15 protein-coding genes are annotated in these 18,246 nt (G+C 69.1%); 4 read left to right on the top strand and 11 right to left on the bottom strand.

Features of this window, described 5'->3' with window-relative positions:
- Window positions 1-124 precede the first annotated feature (124 nt).
- The 3 genes from cysK to ACKOQ4_RS07300 are packed head-to-tail and all read right to left on the bottom strand — an operon-like array spanning window position 125 to window position 3,892.
- Window positions 125-1,060, bottom strand: coding sequence for a cysteine synthase A (gene cysK, locus ACKOQ4_RS07310; RefSeq protein ID WP_526290336.1), 936 nt, complete (start codon window positions 1,058-1,060; stop codon window positions 125-127).
- Between the two features lie 22 nt (window positions 1,061-1,082).
- Entirely contained in the window at window positions 1,083-2,915 is a 1,833-nt protein-coding gene (locus ACKOQ4_RS07305; protein ID WP_526290340.1) for a family 2A encapsulin nanocompartment cargo protein cysteine desulfurase, read from the bottom strand.
- A gap of 50 nt (window positions 2,916-2,965) precedes the next feature.
- Window positions 2,966-3,892 carry a family 2A encapsulin nanocompartment shell protein gene (locus ACKOQ4_RS07300; RefSeq protein WP_526290338.1) on the bottom strand — a complete coding sequence of 309 codons (927 nt, stop codon included), beginning with the start codon at window positions 3,890-3,892 and terminating at the stop codon, window positions 2,966-2,968.
- 271 nt (window positions 3,893-4,163) lie between these two features.
- On the opposite strand from ACKOQ4_RS07300, the gene ACKOQ4_RS07295 reads away from it, so the two are divergent.
- From ACKOQ4_RS07295 to ACKOQ4_RS07285, 3 genes are read left to right on the top strand one after another with little or no spacing between them, the layout of a single operon-like run.
- Window positions 4,164-5,423, top strand: a complete 1,260-nt coding sequence (locus ACKOQ4_RS07295; RefSeq protein WP_526290334.1) for a TQXA domain-containing protein — start codon at window positions 4,164-4,166, stop codon at window positions 5,421-5,423.
- The gene (locus ACKOQ4_RS07290; protein WP_526290332.1) at window positions 5,420-7,186 is read left to right on the top strand and encodes an ABC transporter substrate-binding protein/permease; all 1,767 of its coding nucleotides are present in this window, start codon (window positions 5,420-5,422) and stop codon (window positions 7,184-7,186) included. Before ACKOQ4_RS07295 ends, ACKOQ4_RS07290 begins: the two co-directional genes overlap by 4 nt.
- The gene (locus ACKOQ4_RS07285) at window positions 7,183-7,935 is read left to right on the top strand and encodes an amino acid ABC transporter ATP-binding protein (RefSeq protein ID WP_526290330.1); all 753 of its coding nucleotides are present in this window, start codon (window positions 7,183-7,185) and stop codon (window positions 7,933-7,935) included. The genes ACKOQ4_RS07290 and ACKOQ4_RS07285 overlap by 4 nt, the downstream gene beginning before the upstream one ends.
- Window positions 7,936-7,944: 9 nt before the next feature.
- On the opposite strand, the gene ACKOQ4_RS07280 is transcribed toward ACKOQ4_RS07285, so the two are convergent.
- The 5 genes from ACKOQ4_RS07280 to ACKOQ4_RS07260 are packed head-to-tail and all read right to left on the bottom strand — an operon-like array spanning window position 7,945 to window position 12,947.
- A complete protein-coding gene (locus ACKOQ4_RS07280; protein ID WP_526290328.1) occupies window positions 7,945-9,165 on the bottom strand; it encodes an SfnB family sulfur acquisition oxidoreductase in 1,221 nt (406 codons plus the stop codon).
- Complete coding sequence (locus ACKOQ4_RS07275) at window positions 9,162-10,259, bottom strand: LLM class flavin-dependent oxidoreductase (RefSeq protein ID WP_526290325.1); 1,098 nt, start codon at window positions 10,257-10,259, stop codon at window positions 9,162-9,164. Before ACKOQ4_RS07275 ends, ACKOQ4_RS07280 begins: the two co-directional genes overlap by 4 nt.
- A gap of 9 nt (window positions 10,260-10,268) precedes the next feature.
- Window positions 10,269-11,081: an ABC transporter ATP-binding protein gene (locus ACKOQ4_RS07270; RefSeq protein ID WP_526290323.1), complete on the bottom strand. Its 813-nt coding sequence runs from the start codon at window positions 11,079-11,081 to the stop codon at window positions 10,269-10,271.
- Entirely contained in the window at window positions 11,065-12,099 is a 1,035-nt protein-coding gene (locus ACKOQ4_RS07265; protein WP_526290320.1) for a taurine ABC transporter substrate-binding protein, read from the bottom strand. Before ACKOQ4_RS07265 ends, ACKOQ4_RS07270 begins: the two co-directional genes overlap by 17 nt.
- A complete protein-coding gene (locus tag ACKOQ4_RS07260) occupies window positions 12,096-12,947 on the bottom strand; it encodes an ABC transporter permease (RefSeq protein ID WP_526290318.1) in 852 nt (283 codons plus the stop codon). Before ACKOQ4_RS07260 ends, ACKOQ4_RS07265 begins: the two co-directional genes overlap by 4 nt.
- A gap of 301 nt (window positions 12,948-13,248) precedes the next feature.
- Here ACKOQ4_RS07260 and ACKOQ4_RS07255 point away from each other — a divergent pair, with 301 nt between their 5' ends.
- The gene (locus ACKOQ4_RS07255; protein ID WP_526290316.1) at window positions 13,249-14,529 is read left to right on the top strand and encodes an ROK family protein; all 1,281 of its coding nucleotides are present in this window, start codon (window positions 13,249-13,251) and stop codon (window positions 14,527-14,529) included.
- Here the strand turns inward: ACKOQ4_RS07255 and ACKOQ4_RS07250 are convergent.
- The 3 genes from ACKOQ4_RS07250 to ACKOQ4_RS07240 form a co-directional block, all read right to left on the bottom strand.
- Window positions 14,526-15,302: an SDR family NAD(P)-dependent oxidoreductase gene (locus tag ACKOQ4_RS07250; RefSeq protein WP_526290314.1), complete on the bottom strand. Its 777-nt coding sequence runs from the start codon at window positions 15,300-15,302 to the stop codon at window positions 14,526-14,528. The genes ACKOQ4_RS07255 and ACKOQ4_RS07250 overlap by 4 nt on opposite strands.
- A 3-nt stretch (window positions 15,303-15,305) precedes the next feature.
- Window positions 15,306-17,678: a lysylphosphatidylglycerol synthase transmembrane domain-containing protein gene (locus tag ACKOQ4_RS07245; protein ID WP_526290312.1), complete on the bottom strand. Its 2,373-nt coding sequence runs from the start codon at window positions 17,676-17,678 to the stop codon at window positions 15,306-15,308.
- Window positions 17,679-17,802: 124 nt separating this feature from the next.
- Window positions 17,803-18,246 (bottom strand): hypothetical protein (locus ACKOQ4_RS07240; RefSeq protein WP_526290310.1); only part of this gene is annotated, 444 nt, incomplete at its 5' end.

Genomic DNA, 18,246 nt, shown 5'->3' with positions numbered 1-18,246 from the left:
CTGACCCGGTGCACCCACACCGCCTGCAGGCCCGGGTAGCACAGGACGACCTCCAGAGTGGACCGTGCCGCGGGATCCTCTTTCCTGACCCGGCGGATGTCGCAGCGGATCGCCGACAGCACGGTCAGTCCGCCAGGCCCGCGAACAACGCGGTGCTCAGATACCGTTCGCCGAAGCTGGGAAGGACCACCACGATGAGCTTGCCGGCGTTCTCCGGCCGCTTCGCCACCTCCACCGCGGCCCACGTCGCCGCGCCGGAGGAGATGCCCACCAGCAGGCCCTCCTCCTTGGCCAGGCGCCGTGCCATGTCGAAAGACTCGTCGTTGCCGACGCCGATGATCTCGTCCACCACGTCGGAGTCGAGTACCGGCGGGACGAAGCCCGCGCCGATGCCCTGAATCGGATGCGGCCCCTTCTGCCCGCCGGACAGCACCGGGGAAGCCGCCGGTTCGACGGCGATCAATTGCGCCGAAGGCTTGCGCTCTTTGATGACCTCGCCGACTCCGGTGATGGTCCCGCCGGTGCCGACTCCGGCGACGACGATGTCGACCGTGCCGTCGGTGTCGCGCCAGATCTCCTCCGCGGTGGTCGCGCGGTGGACCGCCGGGTTCGCCGGGTTCTCGAACTGCTGCGGTATGAAGTACCGCTGGTCTGTCTTTGCCAGTTCCTCGGCCTTGGCGATGGCGCCCGGCATACCTTCCGGGCCTGGTGTCAGGATCAGCTCAGCCCCATAGGCGCGCAGCAGAATCCGGCGTTCCAGGCTCATCGTCTCGGGCATCGTGAGCACGCACTTGTAGCCGCGGGCCGCGCAGACCATCGCTAGCGCAATCCCGGTGTTACCGCTTGTGGGCTCCAGGATGACGGTGTCGGGTCCCAGCAGACCGGCCTGTTCGGCGGCGTCGATCATCGCCACCCCGATCCGGTCTTTGACGCTGCCCGCCGGGTTGAAGGACTCCAGCTTGGCCACCACTTCGGCGCCGGCCCCGTCGGTCACCCGGCGCAGCCGGACCAGCGGAGTGCTACCGGTCAGTTCGGTGATGTCCTCGGCGATTCTGCTCATGCGCCCGCTCTGTTCCGTTCAGCTATCCGCCGCACCCGTGGCGGCTGTTCGGATCGTCAAGGGTCGGCTGCCCGGGGGACAGACTCCCATCGGCGATTCGCCGCACGGCGGCCAGGAAGGTGTCGATCTCATCGAAGGTGTTGTAGAAGGCGAACGAGGGACGGACGGTCATTTCCAGGCCCATCCGGCGCAGGATCGGCTGCGCGCAGTGGTGTCCGGCCCGCACCGCGATCCCCTCGGAGTTCAGTGCCTTGCCCACCTCGATGGAGTCGTGACCGGCCAGCACGAAGGACAGCACGCTGGCCTTGTGGTCGGCGGTGCCGACGATGCGCACGCCCGGGATGGCGGCCAGTCGCGGCGTGGCGTACTCCAGCAGAGCGTGTTCGTATTCAGCGATCCGCTCGACGCCGACCTTCTCGACGTAACGCAGGGCCTCACCGAGGCCGACGGCGTCGGCGATATTGCCGGTACCCGCCTCGAACTTGTTGGGCAAACCCTGGTAGATGGCACGCTCGGTGGTGACGTCGGCGATCATGTTGCCTCCGCCCTGCCACGGGGGGGTCTCGGCGAGGACCTCCTCGGTGCCGTACAGCACGCCGATCCCCGTCGGGCCGAAGATCTTGTGCCCGGAGAAGACGAAGAAGTCCGCGCCGCAGCCGGCCACGTCGATCGGCACGTGGGGGACTGACTGGGCGCCGTCGATCAGGACGCGGGCGCCGTAGCGGTGTCCCATGGCGACGATGTCGTGTACCGGGTTGACCGTGCCCAGTGCATTGGAGAGGTGGGTTGCCGAGACGAATTTCGTGCGTGGGCCGAGCAGATCCTCGAACCGGTCCAGCAGCAGGTTGCCGGCATCGTCGACCGGGGCGAATTTCAGGACCGCGCCGGTCTGCGCGGCGATCATCTGCCAGGGGACGATGTTCGCGTGGTGCTCGAGAATGGTGACGACGATCTCGTCACCGGGGCGCAGGTGCTTGGCGCCCCACGACTTCGCCACCAGGTTGATGGCCTCGGTGGTGCCGCGCACGAAGATGACCTGTTCGGACTTCGGGGCCCCGATGAACCTGCGGACCGTCTCGCGGGCCTCCTCGTAGGCGTCGGTGGCCCGAGCCGCCAGTTCGTGAGCCGCGCGGTGGATGTTGGAGTTCTCGTGGGCGTAGAAGTAGGCGATCCGGTCGATGACCGCCTGCGGTTTCTGGGTCGTGGCGGCGTTGTCGAACCAGATCAGCGGGTGGCCGTTGACGGTCTCGCGCAGGATCGGGAAGTCGGCGCGCAGCCGGTGAACGTCGAAGACCTCGTGCGAGTCGGGCAGCTGTGGAACAGGGCTCCCGAAACCGTTAACCGGGGCGAACGCCGAGGTGAAGTAGTACTTCGCCTCGTCACTCGTCACCGGTGCCGCCGGCAGCGCCGGTGAGTCGAAGCTCGGCGTCGTCGGGAAGCCCAGGTGCGGCAGTGCCGGAACCTCGAGCGGGAAGCCGGGGATGGCGAACGAGCTGAGCGACGGCGACGCCGGCCCCGCCCGCGTCGCGCCCGCCAGGACGCCGGGCAGCGTCGGCACGATACCGGCGGGGACGGCGACGTCGGGCAGTGCCGAGGCCGCGGTCGAGGTGTCCGGCATTTCGCCGCGCGGCGCCACCGGAACCATCTGCGGCGGAATGAAATCCGGGCCCGGGCTCACCGGCTGGGGGACGACGACGTCGGCCGATGACGGCAGCGCGCCCGCCGGGACGCCGACCGGCGCGACACCCAGGGCGGTCGTGCCGAACCCGGTGGCGGCGGTGACGTCGGGCACCGAACCCCGCGGCGCCAGCGGAACCGTCTGCGGCGGGGTGTCGTTACCCGGCCCCCCGAACATCTGCGTGGCCAGCGCCGCGAGCTCAGCCTCGCTGAACGGAAGCTCGTCGCTCACTTGTAGGTGTGGTAGTTGTCGACGGCCGCTCCCTCGAGCACGGCCAGGGCGTCATCGGTGAGCACCGCCAGCGACGAGTACAGCGTCACCAGGTAGGACGCGATCCCCGACCGGTTGATGCCGGTGAACCGCACCGACAGGCCCGGAGCCTGCTCGCCGGCCAGCCCCGGCTGGTATAGGGCGACGACGCCCTGGCGCTCCTCACCGGTGCGCACCAGGATGAACTTGGTCTTGCCCTTCTCCACGGGCACCTTGTCGGTGGGGATGATGGGGATGCCGCGCCAGGTGATGAACTGCGCGCCGAACAGGTTGACGACCACCGGCGGTACGCCGCGGTAGGTGCACTCGCGTCCGAACGCGGCCACTCCCAGCGGGTGGGTGAGGAAGAAGGCCGGCGTCTTCCACACCTTGGTCAGCAGCGCATCGAGGTCGTCCGGTGTCGGAGCGCCGGCGAGGGTCTTGATGGTCTGTTCCGGCGTGACCTGGGAGAGCAGTCCGTACTCGGGGTTGTTGACGAGCTCCGACTCCTGGCGCTCCTTGATGGTCTCCACCGTCAGCCGAAGCTGCTGGGCGACCTGGTCGTGCGGGCTGGAGTAGAGGTCCGACACCCGGGTGTGGACGTCGAGCAGGGTGGAGATCGCGCGCAGCGTCACCTCGCGGGGGCTGGTCTGGTAGTCGACGTAGGTCTGCGGCAGCGGGTCTTCGATGTTCTCCCCGCCGATCTCGGCGTGGATCGCGACCCGCTCGGGGTTCACCACCCGGTTGACCCGGTAGATGCCGGCCTCGACGGGAACCCAGCTCAGCAGATGCAGGAGGAACCGCGGGGTGATGGTCTCCAGTTGCGGCACCGTCTTGGTGGCATTGGCCAACTGCCTCGCCGCGAGAGCACCGAGCGCCTGTGATTCGTTCTGGGCGGCCGCCATCTGTTCCTCCATGTTTTCGAATTGACCCCAGCATCATGAGGGTTTCTGCCCGGATTGGGGAGGTTTGAATCAGGGGTGATGTAAATACCGGCCGCCCGCGCGTGGTCTTGTATGGTTTGGCGATGCACCAGCAAACGTCGCCGCGCTCAGACTCCTCGCGCTGCAATGTGCATTCCTGTTGTCGTTGAATCGCTGACGCCGTAAATCCTGGCGCTCGGCCGGCACCCCTGGCTACCCGCGCCGTCCAACACGACCGAACAGAGATCAATCGATGACTGCCCTGCCCGTGCTGGCCCCGGCGCCGCCGCGACTCGCGGTGCGGCGGCGCATACAGCCCAGCCCCGGAGTCGACGTCTCGCGCATGACCCGCTACCGGGGTGGGACCTACTCGCACACCGTGGACACCATCTTCTTCACCGACGGGTCCTGCGCGCACACCGATTTGATCCGGCTCAACCCGAACATCGAGGCCTACTCGCTGGACTTCGGCGGGCGGGCCCCGACCCGGCCGTCGCGATATGCCGCAGACACCTGGGCGGCGGTACCGCAACTGCAGACGCGGGACCACGAGGCCGAGGTGGACTGGATCATCCGCAACTCCTACCCGACTCTGCCGACAACGGTCCTCAGCGCTCGGCTTCGGGCGGCCGGCTATCCGCTGGGCAATCGCAACATCGCCGACCACGAGGCGATCGCCGGCACCCAGGCGGCGATTTGGAGACTGACCAACGGACTCGAGCTCGACGACCGTCCCTTGGACGTCCCGATCCGCGTCGAATCGCAACAGCATTGCATCACAGTCGAATTCGATGGCGATCGGCAATTGAGTGGCTTCGTGGCAGAGGTGTCGACGGTGACCGGAGCGGCACTGAGGTTGCAGAAGTCGCTCGGCGGCGAGATGTGGGCCGACGTCGCGGCGTCCACGGTGACGGTTCCGCCGGGAGGTGGCCGGGTGGCCCGGTCTCTCGGCGTCGGGAGCACGGTCTCCGACAGCCGGCCCGGTGAGCGGGACGGCGGGCATCACAGCTATCGCCTGCTCGTCGACGGTGAGGCGACCGTCGACAACGTGAGCTTCGATCTCGACGGGTCGAAGCGCTACCGGAACTCCGAGTTCGTGGTCCATCTCTACGCATACCTGCTCGCGGGCGCGCGCGCCGCCCGGGAAGCCGCCGTCACACCCTCGCTGCTGGTCGACGACGCCACCGTGGACGGCAACCTCGTCGGGCCGCTGCGGCTGGTGACCACCGACGCCGCCACCGTCAGCGCATCGGGCCGGACTCGGGTCGTCAGCGGCGGCGTGGCCGAGGCCTCGGCGCTGATCCGGCCGCGCGAGGAGTTCTATCTGCGCACCAGGCGGGGCACTGCCGGGGTCACCCTCACTGTTGAGGTGCCCGGCGAGGCAACCGGTTTCGGGGGGCGGGTGCTCACCGGCGTGGTGTGCGACGAGGCGGGCGGGCACTGCACCCCTCTGGCCCTCGCGGTGCCCACCCAGCTGGTCGTCCAGTTCGACGTCGACTGGACCACGGTGTGAGGCTTGCGGCGCGCGTCGGCGCGCTGCTGTCACTGCTGCTGGCGCTGGCGCTGACGTTCCCCGTCAACGCCGGCGCCGACCAGTGTTCGCCGCCCGGTGAGCAGTCGGCCAGTGCGCTGCCGACGAACCTGGCCGCCGCCGCGGCGGGGCCGGGGGAGGACAAGTACACCACCGCGAACACCGAGCCGCTGACCGCCGTGAAGACCGATGCGCTGCGGCTGATCACCCCTGGGACGCTGACGGTCGGCACGCTGTCGGATGCGCCGCCGAGTGTCTGTATCAACTCCCAGGGACAGTTCACCGGATTCGACAACGAAGTCCTGCGTGCGGTCGCCGAGAAGATCGGTTTGAAGATCAAGTTCGTCGGCACCGATTTCTCCGGCCTGCTGGCCCAGGTCGCCAGCCGGCGTTTCGACGCCGGCTCGTCGTCGATCACCACCACCGAGGCGCGCAGGCGCACAGTCGGATTCACCAACGGTTATGACTTCGGCTACTTCTCGCTGGTGGTGCCCGCGGGGTCGTCGATCACCGGATTCGACCAGCTGGGCCCGGGACAACGAGTCGGCGTCGTGCAGGGCACGGTGCAGGAGGCCTACGTCGTCGACACCCTCGGTCTGCAGCCGGTGAAGTTCCCGGACTACAACACCGTGTATGCGAGCCTGAAGAGCAAACAGGTCGACGCCTGGGTCGCCCCCTCGCAGCAGGCCCAGGGCACGGTGCGTCCGGGTGACCCGGCGGTGATCGTCGAGAACACCTTCAGCCTGGACAACTTCGTCGCCTACGCGGTGGCCAAGGAGAACCAGCCGCTGATCGACGCCCTCAATGCGGGCCTGGACGCCGTGATCGCCGACGGCACCTGGTCGCGGCTGTACTCCGACTGGGTGCCGCGGGCGCTGCCGCCGGGCTGGAAGCCGGGTTCGAAGGCCGCGCCGCTGCCGAAGCTTCCCGACTTCACCGCCATAGCGGCCAGCGCGGCCCCGGCGGCCGCCGCACCGGTCGTCGGCAACAAATCGGTGTTCACCCAGCTTCGGGAATCCTTCCTGGACTGGGATCTGTACAAGAAGGCCATCCCGGACCTGCTCAAGACCGGCCTGCCCAACACCCTGATCCTGACGTTCTGCGCGAGCGTCATCGGCCTCGGTCTGGGCCTGCTGCTGGCGGTCGCGGGGATCTCCCGGTCGGCGTGGCTGCGGGTGCCCGCGCGGATCTACACCGATATCTTCCGGGGCCTGCCCGAGGTGGTGATCATCCTGATCATCGGGCTGGGCATCGGTCCGCTCGTCGGACCCCTCACCGGGAACAACCCGTATCCGCTCGGCATCGCCGCGCTCGGTCTGATGGCGGCCGCCTACATCGGCGAGATCCTGCGGTCGGGCATCCAGAGCGTCGACCCCGGTCAGTTGGAGGCCTCCCGCGCGCTGGGATTCAGTTACCCGTCGTCGATGCGACTGGTGGTCGTGCCGCAGGGGGTGCGCCGGGTGTTGCCGGCCCTGATGAACCAGTTCATCTCGCTGCTGAAGGCGTCCTCACTGGTGTACTTCCTCGGACTGGTTGCAAGCCAGCGCGAACTGTTCCAGGTCGGCCGTGACCTCAACGCCCAGACCGGGAATCTCTCACCGCTGGTCGCCGCGGGACTGTTCTATCTGGCCCTCACCGTCCCGCTCACCCATCTGGTCAACCGTATCGACGAGCGGCTGCGTCGCGGCAAGCCGCCCGAGGAGGACGAAACCGTGCCCCCGGCGGCAGCCCAGGAGATGGTGTGAGCACCGGGGATCGCGCCCGTCCCGCGTCGGTGTCGTTGGGGGCGCGCGACATTCACCTGTCGTTCGGCTCCAACGCCGTGCTGAACGGGGTGAACCTCGACGTTCCGGCGGGCACGACCGCGGCGATCATCGGGCCGTCCGGTTCCGGCAAGTCCACGCTGCTGCGCAGCCTCAACCGGCTCTACGAGCCCGACCGCGGCGACATCCTCCTCGACGGGCGGTCGGTGCTCGATGACGATCCCGACAAGCTGCGCCAGCGAATCGGCATGGTGTTCCAGCACTTCAACCTTTTCCCGCACAAGACCGTGCTCGACAACGTCACGCTGGCGCCACGCAGGATCCGGGGCCTGCCGGCCGACGAGGCCCGCGAGCTCGCGCTCGACCAGCTCGAGCGGGTCGGGTTGCGGCACAAAGCCGATGTCCGGCCCGCGACGCTCTCAGGCGGGCAGCAGCAGCGGGTCGCGATCGCCAGAGCGCTTGCCATGGAGCCCGAGGTGATGTTCTTCGACGAGGCCACCTCGGCGCTGGATCCCGAACTGGTCAAGGGGATACTCGGGCTGATCGCCGAACTCGGCGCCGACGGGATGACGATGGTCGCGGTCACCCACGAAATGGGTTTCGCCCGGTCCTCGGCCGACTCCGTGGTCTTCATGGACCACGGCGTGGTGCTCGAGTCGGGTCCGCCGGAGCAGATCTTCACCGCGGCCGAGACCGAACGGCTGCAGCGCTTCCTGTCGCAGGTGCTCTAGCCGGCCGTCTCAGATCGCCGAGTGCAGCGGCGGCGGCGTCCCGTGCAGCAGGGCCCGGCCGATGTGCTGGTACTTCCACCGGATCGGGTCGTGAACGGTGTGCGTGCGCGCGTTGCGCCAGAAGTGGCTGAGGTTGAGATCGACTGCGGTGCTGCGTGTTCCGCCGAGTTCGAACAACGCACTCGAGACCTCCGTCGAGGCCTTGTCCGCCAGCGTCTTGGCCGTCGCCACGGCGAGCGAGGCCTCGGCGGCCTGCTCGGCGCTGTGACCGGCGTGCATCACGGTGTCCAGGGCGGATCCGGCGACTCCGAAGGCGGCCTCGGCCGCCGCGACCGTCACGGCCAGCTCGCCGAACCGCTGAATGAGCAGCGGGTCGTCGATCGCCCGTGTAACGCCGGCCTCGAACCAGGGCCGGCTCTTCTCCCGGACGAATGCCGCGGCGGCCTCCAGCGCCCCCCGGGCGATGCCGAGGTCGATGGCGGCATGCATCAGCTGGGCGAAGGCGCCGTAACCCGTCGGCGCGTTCACCGCGGCGGCCCGCGCGATCACGTGGGCACCGTCGACCGTCACCCCGTCGAAGACGATCGTGCCGCTGGCGGTGGTCCGCTGCCCCAGCGCGTCCCAGTCGTCGAGGATCTTCACCCCCGGGGTGTCGGCGGGCAGAAAGGCGACGTACTGGCCGGCAGGCAGCCCGCTGCTGCCATCCGGATCATCCAGGACGGTCAGCACGGCAAGAACGTCGGCGAACACCGACCCCGTGCAGTAGTACTTCGTGCCGTCGACGCGGAAGCGGCCGCCGTCGACGGGGGTGAGGGTGGTGGCGACGTCCGCGGCGGTCGGGCCGTTGCGCTCGGCCTGGGCGTTGGCGATCCGCGCACCCCGCAGCAGTTGATCGCACCAGTGCGCCTTCTGATCCGGTGACCCGGCCAGTCGCAGCAGGTTGACGTAGACGAAGTGGCTGTGCGGGATCTGAGCGATGTTGGGGTCGGCGGTGGCCAGGATCCGGAACACCTCGGCGACCGCGCTGGGCGGCAGGTCGGCCCCGCCGAGTTCGGTGGGCACGGTGATCGCCAGCAGTCCGCTGGCCGAGAGCCGGTCGAGTTCGGCGAACGGCAACGCGCGGTTGCGGTCGCGGTCCGCGGCCCCCTTGGCGAAGTCTGCCGCGAGTTCGCGGGCCGACGCTATCGCGTCGGCGGTGGACAGGACCGGACAGGCATACTCCGTTGTCATTGCTGGGTTACTCCTTTTGCTCGGAGGATCGGTAGAACTCCCTCGGCGAACCAGTAGGCCTCCTCGAGGTGGGGATAGCCGGAGAGAATGAACTCGTCGAATCCCTTCGAGTGGTACTCGACGATCAGATTGGCCACCTCCTCGTGGCTGCCGACGAGAGCGGTGCCCGCGCCGCCGCGGACCAGTCCGACGCCCGCCCAGAGGTTGGGGTAGATCTCAAGCTGGTCGACCCTGCCCCCATGCAGTGCTGTCATTCGCCGCTGCCCCTCGGACTCCGAACTGCTGTTCTGCCGGGTCGCCTGCGCGATCTGCTCGGGTGACAGCTCGGCCACGAGCTTCTCCGCGACCGCCCATGCCTCGGCCGAGGTGTCACGGCTTATCGTGTGCAGACGGATGCCGTAGCGCAGTGTGCGGCCGCGCTTGTCGGCCAACTCCCGGACCCGTTCGATCTTTGCGGCCGCGGCAGCGGGTGGTTCGCCCCAGGTCAGGTAGACGTCGATGAACTCCGCGGCGATCGGCAGCGCGGCCGGGGACGATCCGCCGAAGTACAGGTCGGGCAGTGGGTCGGGTGGGGCGGACACCAGACCGTCGCGGATCCGGTAGAACTCACTGTCGAAGTCAACGGACCTGCCACTCCAGATGTCGGTCACGACACGCAGGAAATCCCCGGTGCGCGAATAGCGTTCGTCATGGCCCAGCCAGTCGCCGAAGCGCTGTTGCTCGGCGTCCTCGCCGCCGGTGACCACATTGAGCAGCAACCGGCCGTCCGAGAAGCGCTGGAACGTGGCCGCCTGTTGTGCGGCGAGCGTCGGCGGGACGAGTCCGGGCCGGAATGCGATCAGGAACTTGAGCCGTTCGGTCTCGGCGAGCAGGCTCGCGGCCGTCACCCACGCGTCCTCACACCAGGTTCCGGTGGGAGTGAGCACTCCCTCATATCCGAGTCGGTCGACCGCCCGGGCTATCTCGGCGAGGTAGCGCCGATCGGGGGCCCGGTAGCCGGGTGGCAGGGTGTGGTGCTGGGTGGCGTGTGAGGCCCCGACAATCGAACGGCTGTCACCGTTGGTCGGCAGGAACCAGAAGAACTTCGCGAACACGGGTTCCTTTCAGGCCGCGGCGGCTTTGACGGCGTGGCTGACTTCCTGGCGGAGCGTCAGGTATTCGGGAGAGCGGCGGAGTTCGTCGAAGTCCACGCTCGTTCGGGGGAAATCCACGGCGAGATCGAGCGCGATTCGGCCGGGTCGCTGGGTCAGCACGACGATGCGACTGCCGAGGAACACCGCCTCGTCGGCGCTGTGGGTGACGAAGACGGTGGTGCGGCCGGACTCCGCGCTGACATTTCGCACGTCCTCCTGAAGTCGTTCCCGGGTGAGGGCGTCCAGCGCCGCGAACGGTTCGTCCATCAACAGCAGGGCGTCGCCGGAGCGCTCGGAGGCCAGCGCACGCGCGATCGCAACGCGTTGTTGCTGCCCGCCGCTGATCTCCCAGATCTTGCGGTGGGCGATGCCGTCCAGCCCGACGCGGTCCAGCAGTTCGTCCCGGCGACCGGCTCGCTGCTCGGCCGGAACGCCGGCGTACTTCAGCGCCAACTCCACATTCCCGCCCACCGAACGCCAGGGAAAGAGCCTGGGCTGCTGGAAGACCACCCCGGCGCTCACACCCGGCGTCGGCGGGCGGCCAGAGACCAGCACCTCTCCCTGGCCGGGGCGTTCGAAGCCTGCGATCAGGCGCAGCAGCGTGCTCTTACCGCAGCCGGACGCACCGACCAGGACCAGGAATGATCCCGCGGCGACGGACAAGTCGACCGGCCCGAGAACCGGCGTCGAGGCGTAAGAGTGCCGAACATCCCTGACCTCCAGGGCGTTCCCCGACCGGTCCGCGTCGGAGTGGGCGTCGAGGACTTCACCGGGTAAGGACATCGGGCAGTCCCGTCGTGTAGAGGGCGTTCTGGAAAGTGCTCAACGGCGCCGGCGCGGGGATCTGCTTCTGGCCGGCCAGGAAATCCGAGGCGCTTTGAAGATTCGCGGCCAGGTTGCCCGGCTTGCCTTCGGTGCCGAGCCACTCCGGGGAGGCGATCTCCTCGGGGGTCAGAAACACCGCCTTCTTCAGCTGGCCCGCGACCTCATCCGGGCTCAGCGACACTTCCGAGGCGATGGCCTTGGCCGCCAGGTCCGGATCGTTCTTGATCTCGGCCAGTGCCCGAGCCTGCTGCTGGCGCCACACGTCGACGACCTTCGGGTTGTCCTTGGCGAAGCTGTTGGAGACCGCGGCCAGGTCGGCCGTCGGCTTGCCCTTGGCGGCCAGTTCCCGGCTGGTGATCAGCGTCTTGCCCGACTTCTCCAGTTGCTCCAGGGTGGGCAGCCAGGTGTACGCCGCCGCGATGTCGCCCCGGTCCCAGGCCGCCAGGATGGCCTGCGGCTGCAGGTCGATCAACTGGACGTCGCTCGGGGACAGGCCGTTCTGGGCGAGCGCCGCCAGCAGGCTGTAGTGCGCCGTGGAGGCGAACGGCGTGGCAATCCTCTTGCCTTTGAGGTCGGCGACTGCGGTGATGCCGGTTCCATCCCGCGCGACCAGCGCCTCGTTGTCGCCCGCGACGTCGAGGATGAAGGCGACGCTGTAGGGGATGTTCAACGGGGCCGACAGGCCGCGGGCTATCGGGCTTGAGCCCAGTGTTCCGAAGTCGACCTGCTTGGCGATGAAGGCGGTGTTGACGTCGGCGCCGGAGTCGAACTTCGTCCACTTGATGTTGTAGTCGGGCAGAGCCTGTTCGAGCCATTTGTTGTTCTTGACGATGAGATCACCGCTGAGCAGCGTCTGGTAGGCGATGCGGATCGTCTGCTTGGCGTTGTCCGGCTTGGAGTGGTCGATCGCGCAACCGCTCAGTGAAGTCGCCAACACGATCGCCGCAACCAGCGCATGGAACCTGTTGGCGGTCATGCCTTCCCCCTCCAGGGCACCGCACGGCGTTCCACGGCACGCAGCAGTCCGTCGATGATCAGTCCCGAGATCCCGATCGCGAAGATGCCCACCAGCACCACGGGCGTGTTGTTGTAGTTGCTCGCGTCCTTGACCAGCCCGCCGATTCCGGGGATGCCGTTGAACAACTCCGCGGCGACAACCGAGGAGTAGGCCATGCCGACCGCCAGCCGGATCCCCGTGAAGGTCTCCGGCAGCGCCGAGGGGACGACGACGTCTCTGACGACCTGCCACCTCGAGGCCCCCAGCGCGCGGGCCGCCTCGATCAGCCCGACGGGCGCGGCGACCACCGCCGCGGTGGTGGCGACCGCAGCCGGAGGCAGCGCGGCCAGCGCAAGCAGGGTGACTTTCGGGGCCTCGTCGATTCCCAGCCAGATCACCAGCAGGAAGAAGTAGGCCAGCGGGGGCAGCGCCCGCAGGAAGGTCAGCCACGGCTCGAGAATGCTGCGCACCCAGGGGATCGACCCCATCACGAGACCGAGCAACACACCGAGGGCGACCCCGACGACCACGCCGGCCAGGACCCGCCGCAGAGTCATGTACAGGTGCTCCCACAGCAGATACCCGGCGTACCCGCGGACGCCGTCATGGGTGGTGGAGACATCCAGAAACGCCCGCCACACCGTGCTCGGGAAGGGCACGAAGGTCTGGTTCCAGATCCCGCTCGCCGCGGCGCCCTGCCAGACGCCGAAGAACACCAGCACCGACAGCGCAGGCAGAACGAGCCGGCCCAGCCGGCCCCAGTCCTGCGGGACTCTGCGCTCGGATCGGGCTGCTTCGGGCAGCGCTATATCAGCGAACACGGACACGTCGCCACTGTTTCGCGCAGCCCGGCCGCGGTGAATATCTAAGATCACTGCGATCTGAAGTCGTGAGCGACGTCGTTGCAGGTCAGAGGCTTGGAGTTCGGCTCACGCGGAGTGGAATGGCCACAAGCCGTGCTAAGTTTCGAGGGTGTTCGGGTCTGGTTTCGAGGGTGTTCGGGTCTGATCAGCGCGGCTCATGTCGTCGTCTGATTCGCCGCTGCGCCTGATCCCAGATTGCCCGGTTCCTGAAGCGAAGCGATCGGCACGGCACTCCCAACCCGCCCCGACTTTCGTAGGACACACCTTGGTCACCAACCCCGGCACATCCAAAGCGGCGCCCCGCAGTCGCCGCAGTGTTCTCGCCAATGTCGTTCCGCCGGCGCTTCGCAAGCCGGAGTCCGCCGCGGCGGCGGTATTCGCCGTGGCACGACAGCACGGCCCGGTCGCGCGCGACGTCATCGCCACCACCAGTGACCTGTCCATAGCCACGGTCAACCGGCAGGTCAGCTCCCTGCTGGATGCACAGTTACTGCGGGAGCGCCCCGACCTGGCCGTGCCGGGCGCCATCGGCCGGCCCCGGATCCCGGTCGAGGTCAACCACGAGCGCTACCTGACCGTCGGCGTCCACATCGGCGCTCGCACCACCAACATCGTCGCCAGTGACCTGCTCGGCCGCACCCTCGACGCGGTGGAGACGCCAACCCCGACCGGTGGCCAGGAGGCGGCGCTGGCTTCGCTCGCGCACAGCACCCGCCGCTACCTGAGTCGTTGGCACCGGCGTCGCGCGCTGTGGATCGGCGTGGCCGTAGGCGGCGTGGTGGACAGCGTCAACGGCACCGTCGACCACCCGCGACTGGGCTGGGCGCAGGCCCCCGCCGGGCCGGTGCTGGGTGACGAACTCGGGTTGCCGGTGTCGGTGGCCTCCCACGTGGACGCGATGGCCGGCGCGGAGCTGCTGATCGGCAAGCACCCGCACGGCGGAGGTAGCAGCCTCTACATCTACGCCCGCGAGACCGTCGGCTTCGCGCAGGTGATCGACGGCGGGGTCTACACACCGGCCAGCGGACCGGGGACGATTGCCGGCCTGCCGGTCTATTCCGAGTCATTAGGTGGCACAGGGCAATTGGAGTCGACCGTCAGCGACGAAGCCATCCTCGCCGCGGCCCGCAAGCGCGGGCTGCTGCCCGCTGCCGGACCCAACTCGTCACTGCCGGTGCTGCTGCGGCTCGCCAAGGAGGGCCAGGGTCCGTCGGCGGTTGACGCGCGCGAGCTGCTCGCTGAGCGGGCGCGGATCCTCGGCGGCGCCGTGGCCCTGCTGCGCGACATGCTCAACCCCGACGAAGTGGTCGTCGGAGGCCAGGCCTTCACCGACTTCCCGGACGGCATCCGAGCGGTGCGTGCCGCTTTCGCCGAACGCTCGCTGCTGGGTGTGCGGGAGATCAGGGTGACCGGCTTCGGCGGCCGGGTGCAGGAGGCGGGCGCCGGCATCGTCTCGCTGAGCAGCATCTACGCCGACCCGCTGGGTGCGCTCCGTCGGTTGCGCGGCCGCCAGGCCGATCCGGTCGCAGGCCATCCGGCCGACTAGAAAACCGTGTAGCCCCCGTCGATCACCAGAGTCTGCCCGGTGATGTACCCAGACCCCGGGCCGGCCAGGAAGACCGCGACCGCCTCGAAATCCTCCGGGGTCCCCCAGCGCCGCAGCGGCACCCGGGGCAGGATCTTGGACTGCGCGGCCGGGGAGCTGAGCAGCCCCTCGGTCATCGCCGCCCGGGTCCAGCCCGGCACCAGCGCGTTGACGCGGATCCCGTTGCGCGCCAACTCCACCGCCAGCCCTCGTGCCATGGCCGTCAGAGCCGCCTTGGCTCCCGCGTAGTGGGTGGCGAACGCCAGTCCGTCGCTCATGGAGACGCTGCTGGTGAACACGATCGAGCCCGAACCCCGCTGCTTCATGTGCCCGGCCACCGCCCGCACGGTGTAGAACTGGCCGTCGAGGTTGACCGCCATCACCCGCCGCCACTCCTCGGTGGGCATCTGCTCGATTGGGGACGAGTGACCGGGTACTCCGGCGTTGGCGAAGCAGGAGTCGATCCGGCCGAATTCCGCCAGGGTCGCCTCGACGCCGGCGGCCACCGCGTCCTCGTCGCTGACGTCGACCCGGAACGCCGCGACCGGGGCGCCGGACCGCTCGGCGGTCAACTCCGCGACGGCGGACTCGTTGCGCTCGGCGTTGGTGCCCCAGATCGCCACCGCCGCGCCGGCCCGGCGCAGTCCGCGGGCCATGCCCAGTCCGATTCCGCTGTTGCCGCCGGTGACCAGGGCGACGTGTCCGGACAGGTCGTGCCAGGGCTTCACGGTCATCCTTCAGATCATGTCCCGGGCGCTGAGCCAGCGCATGATCGGCCAGCCGACGAACACCGGGATCCAGACCGTCAGCACCCGGTAGAGCAGCACGGCCGGGACGGCGATCGCGGTGGGCACCCCGAAGGCAGCCAGGCCGCCGATCAGCGCCGCCTCCACCGCGCCGACGCCGCCAGGGGTCGGGGCCGCCGAGGCCAGCGTCCCGCCGACCATCGTCACCACCGTGACCGTGACGAAGTTGGTGGTGCCGCCGAACGCCTGGACGCTGGCCCACAGTGTCAGCGCGGCACCGAGAGTCGTTCCGGCGCAACCCAAGACGATCAGCGCGAAGCGTTTGGGCTCGCGGACGAGTTCGACCAGGTCGCTGCCGACCTCGTTGATCTTGGGCCGCACCGCGGTCTCCAGCCAGAGCCGCAGCTTCGGTACGAACAGGAATGCGCCCACGGCGCCCAGGGCCAGACCGCCGATCAGGTAGACCAGGGTGAGCTTGGGCACGAAGTGGGACAGGTCGGCCGAGGCGCCGGCGGCGACGGAGAAGAAGATCAGCAGCGCGACGTGGGTGATCACCTGCACCGCCTGCTGCACGGCCACCGCGGCGGTGGCCCGCACCGTGCCCAGGCCCGCCTTCTGCAGGAACCGGGTGCTCAGCGCCAGGCCGCCCACACCGGCCGGAGTCGTGGTGGCGGCGAAGGTGTTGGCGAACTGCATGATCACCAGGTGCCGGAACGAGACCACCTCACCGGCGCAGGCCCACAGCCCGGCGGCCGCCCCCACATAGGTCATGGCCGAGACGAACAGGCCCAGCAGTGCCCACCACCAGTTCGCCTGACGCAGTTCGGTGAAGAAGGTGGGCACCGTGCTGATGAACGGGTAGGCGACGTAGACCAGCGCCACCAGCAGGACCAACTGAATGATCTGCTTGCGGGTGAATCGGGTGATGGTCTCGGTCTGGATGTCGGCGGCCCCGGTCTGCATCTTGACTTCGTCGCGCGCGGCCGCCAGCACGGCTTTGGGGTCGGTCAGGCTCTTGCGGATGCGGGCCGGCAGCGCCGAGCGGGTCAGCCGGCGGGAGGCGTCCAGCACGGTGTCGGTGCCCAGCACGTCGATCGCCGCGCGCACCGCTGCCCGTGCGCCGAACCGGTCGGAGGTGGTGGCCAGCAGCGCGGCGATGTCGGCCTGCAGCTGCTCCTCGGAGGCGCCGTACTCCGAACTGCCGAAGCCGCCGAACAACGCCGTCCCGGAGTCGACGGTGATCTCGCCGGCGCGCAGATCCCCGTGTGAGATCTGGTTGCGGTGCAGGACGCCGAACGACTGCCACACCGCGTCGACGACGTCCCCGTCGGTGAGGTGTTCCAGCACGGTCCCCCGTTGCGGGCTGTGGGCGAACATGGTCCAGCCGCGTTCCAGTCCGGTCAGGCTCAGGGTTGCGGTGTTGGCCACACCCAGGTCGCCGACCGCGATGGTCATCAGCGCGCGGTGCTCGACGGCCCGGTGCAGAGACATCTGCAGCGGAGCGGTCTCGTTGTCCCGCAACATAAGCCAGCGCCAGAACTGCCGTACGGCCCCGCCGCTGCGCTGGTTCGGTCCGTACAGTTCTATGACGGCCCGGTTTCCGGATTCGTCCGCGGCGGAGAGCTCCAGCGGGCCCCGCCCGCCCGGCCGGACCACGGTCAGTTCGCCGGCGACGAACCCGCGCCGTGCCAGTGCCCGCACGGCGCCCTCCAGCGGCACCTCCAGGGCCGGGGTGCCGACCAGCAGCACCACCAGCGCCCCGACGAACCATCCCACCGCCAGGCCGAGCAGCGAGCGGGCCGGCACCACCGCGCTGACCACAAGGTGGATCGGAACGAAGGCCAGCAGCAGACCCCACCACCACCTCCGCCAGCGTGCCGGCAGCCACGGGCCGGACACCGTCAGCATCGCCGCCAGCATGGCGATCCAGCGGGGGTCGTCGAGGAACTGCGACAGCATCGTCGACAGCCGCTGAGTCAGGTCGAAGTGCCACCGCGGGGCGGCGATGCCCTGGCCGCTGATCGACAGCGACAGCACCGCGATGAAACCCGCGGCCGCGTAGGCGCCGAGCATCTTCCACTGCCGTCCGGCGATCAGGGCGATCAGGATCAGGAACGGCAGAGCGACGATCGCGATGCCGTAGACGAGGTAGACGGCGTTGGACTGGGCCGGGGTGAGCACCCCGACGATCCGCGAGATCGACTTCTCCAGGCCCACCCAGTCGCTGCGGGTGATCAGCGAACTGAAGATGACGATCGCCAGGAACACCGACGCCAGCGCCAGCCGGACGATCTCGTTGGTGCGGCGGGTCAGCGGTTGCAGCAGGCTCCCCGTTACGGTGACCTCGCGTCCGTCGACTCGCACGGTTTGAACCTATCGGAGGATCAGACGAAGCCGAGGTAGCCCAGCAGCGCGGCGGCGGCCACCACGTTTTCTGCCGCAGGGTGTGCAGCGAGGCCCCCGCGAGTGCTGACAGCCCGGGGCCCGCTCAGCCGGCAGGCGGCGGCGGGACCGGTCCGGCCGGCTGGGCGATTTCCTGGCCGAATTCCTCCGGGGACTGCTGACCGAGGAGTCCTCCCCGCAGCGCCCCGTTCTGGTACATCTCGTAGATCCGGCGCAGGAACGCGATCCGGCCGGTGCCCGGCAGGTCCTGGTTCGCGCCGAGGCCGGGCGCCGGTGTCCCCTCGCCCGGCGCGGCCGGGGCGAGGTTCTGCGGCAGCAGGTAGTCGGGGGCGAAGGCGCTGAGGTCGGGGATGGCCGGCGCAGGGGCCTCGCCTGGCGCCGCCGGAACGGGATTCTGGCCCAGGATCAGGGTGCTGGTGTAGGCCGACAGGTCGGGTAGCCCGAACGGGCCCGCCGGAGCCGCACCGCTCTGCCCCAACGCGCTGCCGATGCCCGAGTTCGGCGGCGGGGGCGGGGGGTCCGGTTCGGC

The organism is Mycobacterium sp. (assembly GCF_046095365.1).
Lineage (GTDB): Bacteria > Actinomycetota > Actinomycetes > Mycobacteriales > Mycobacteriaceae > Mycobacterium.
The sequence above is the reverse complement of the archived record's forward strand: the minus strand, read 5'-3'. Positions and strand labels throughout refer to the sequence as shown.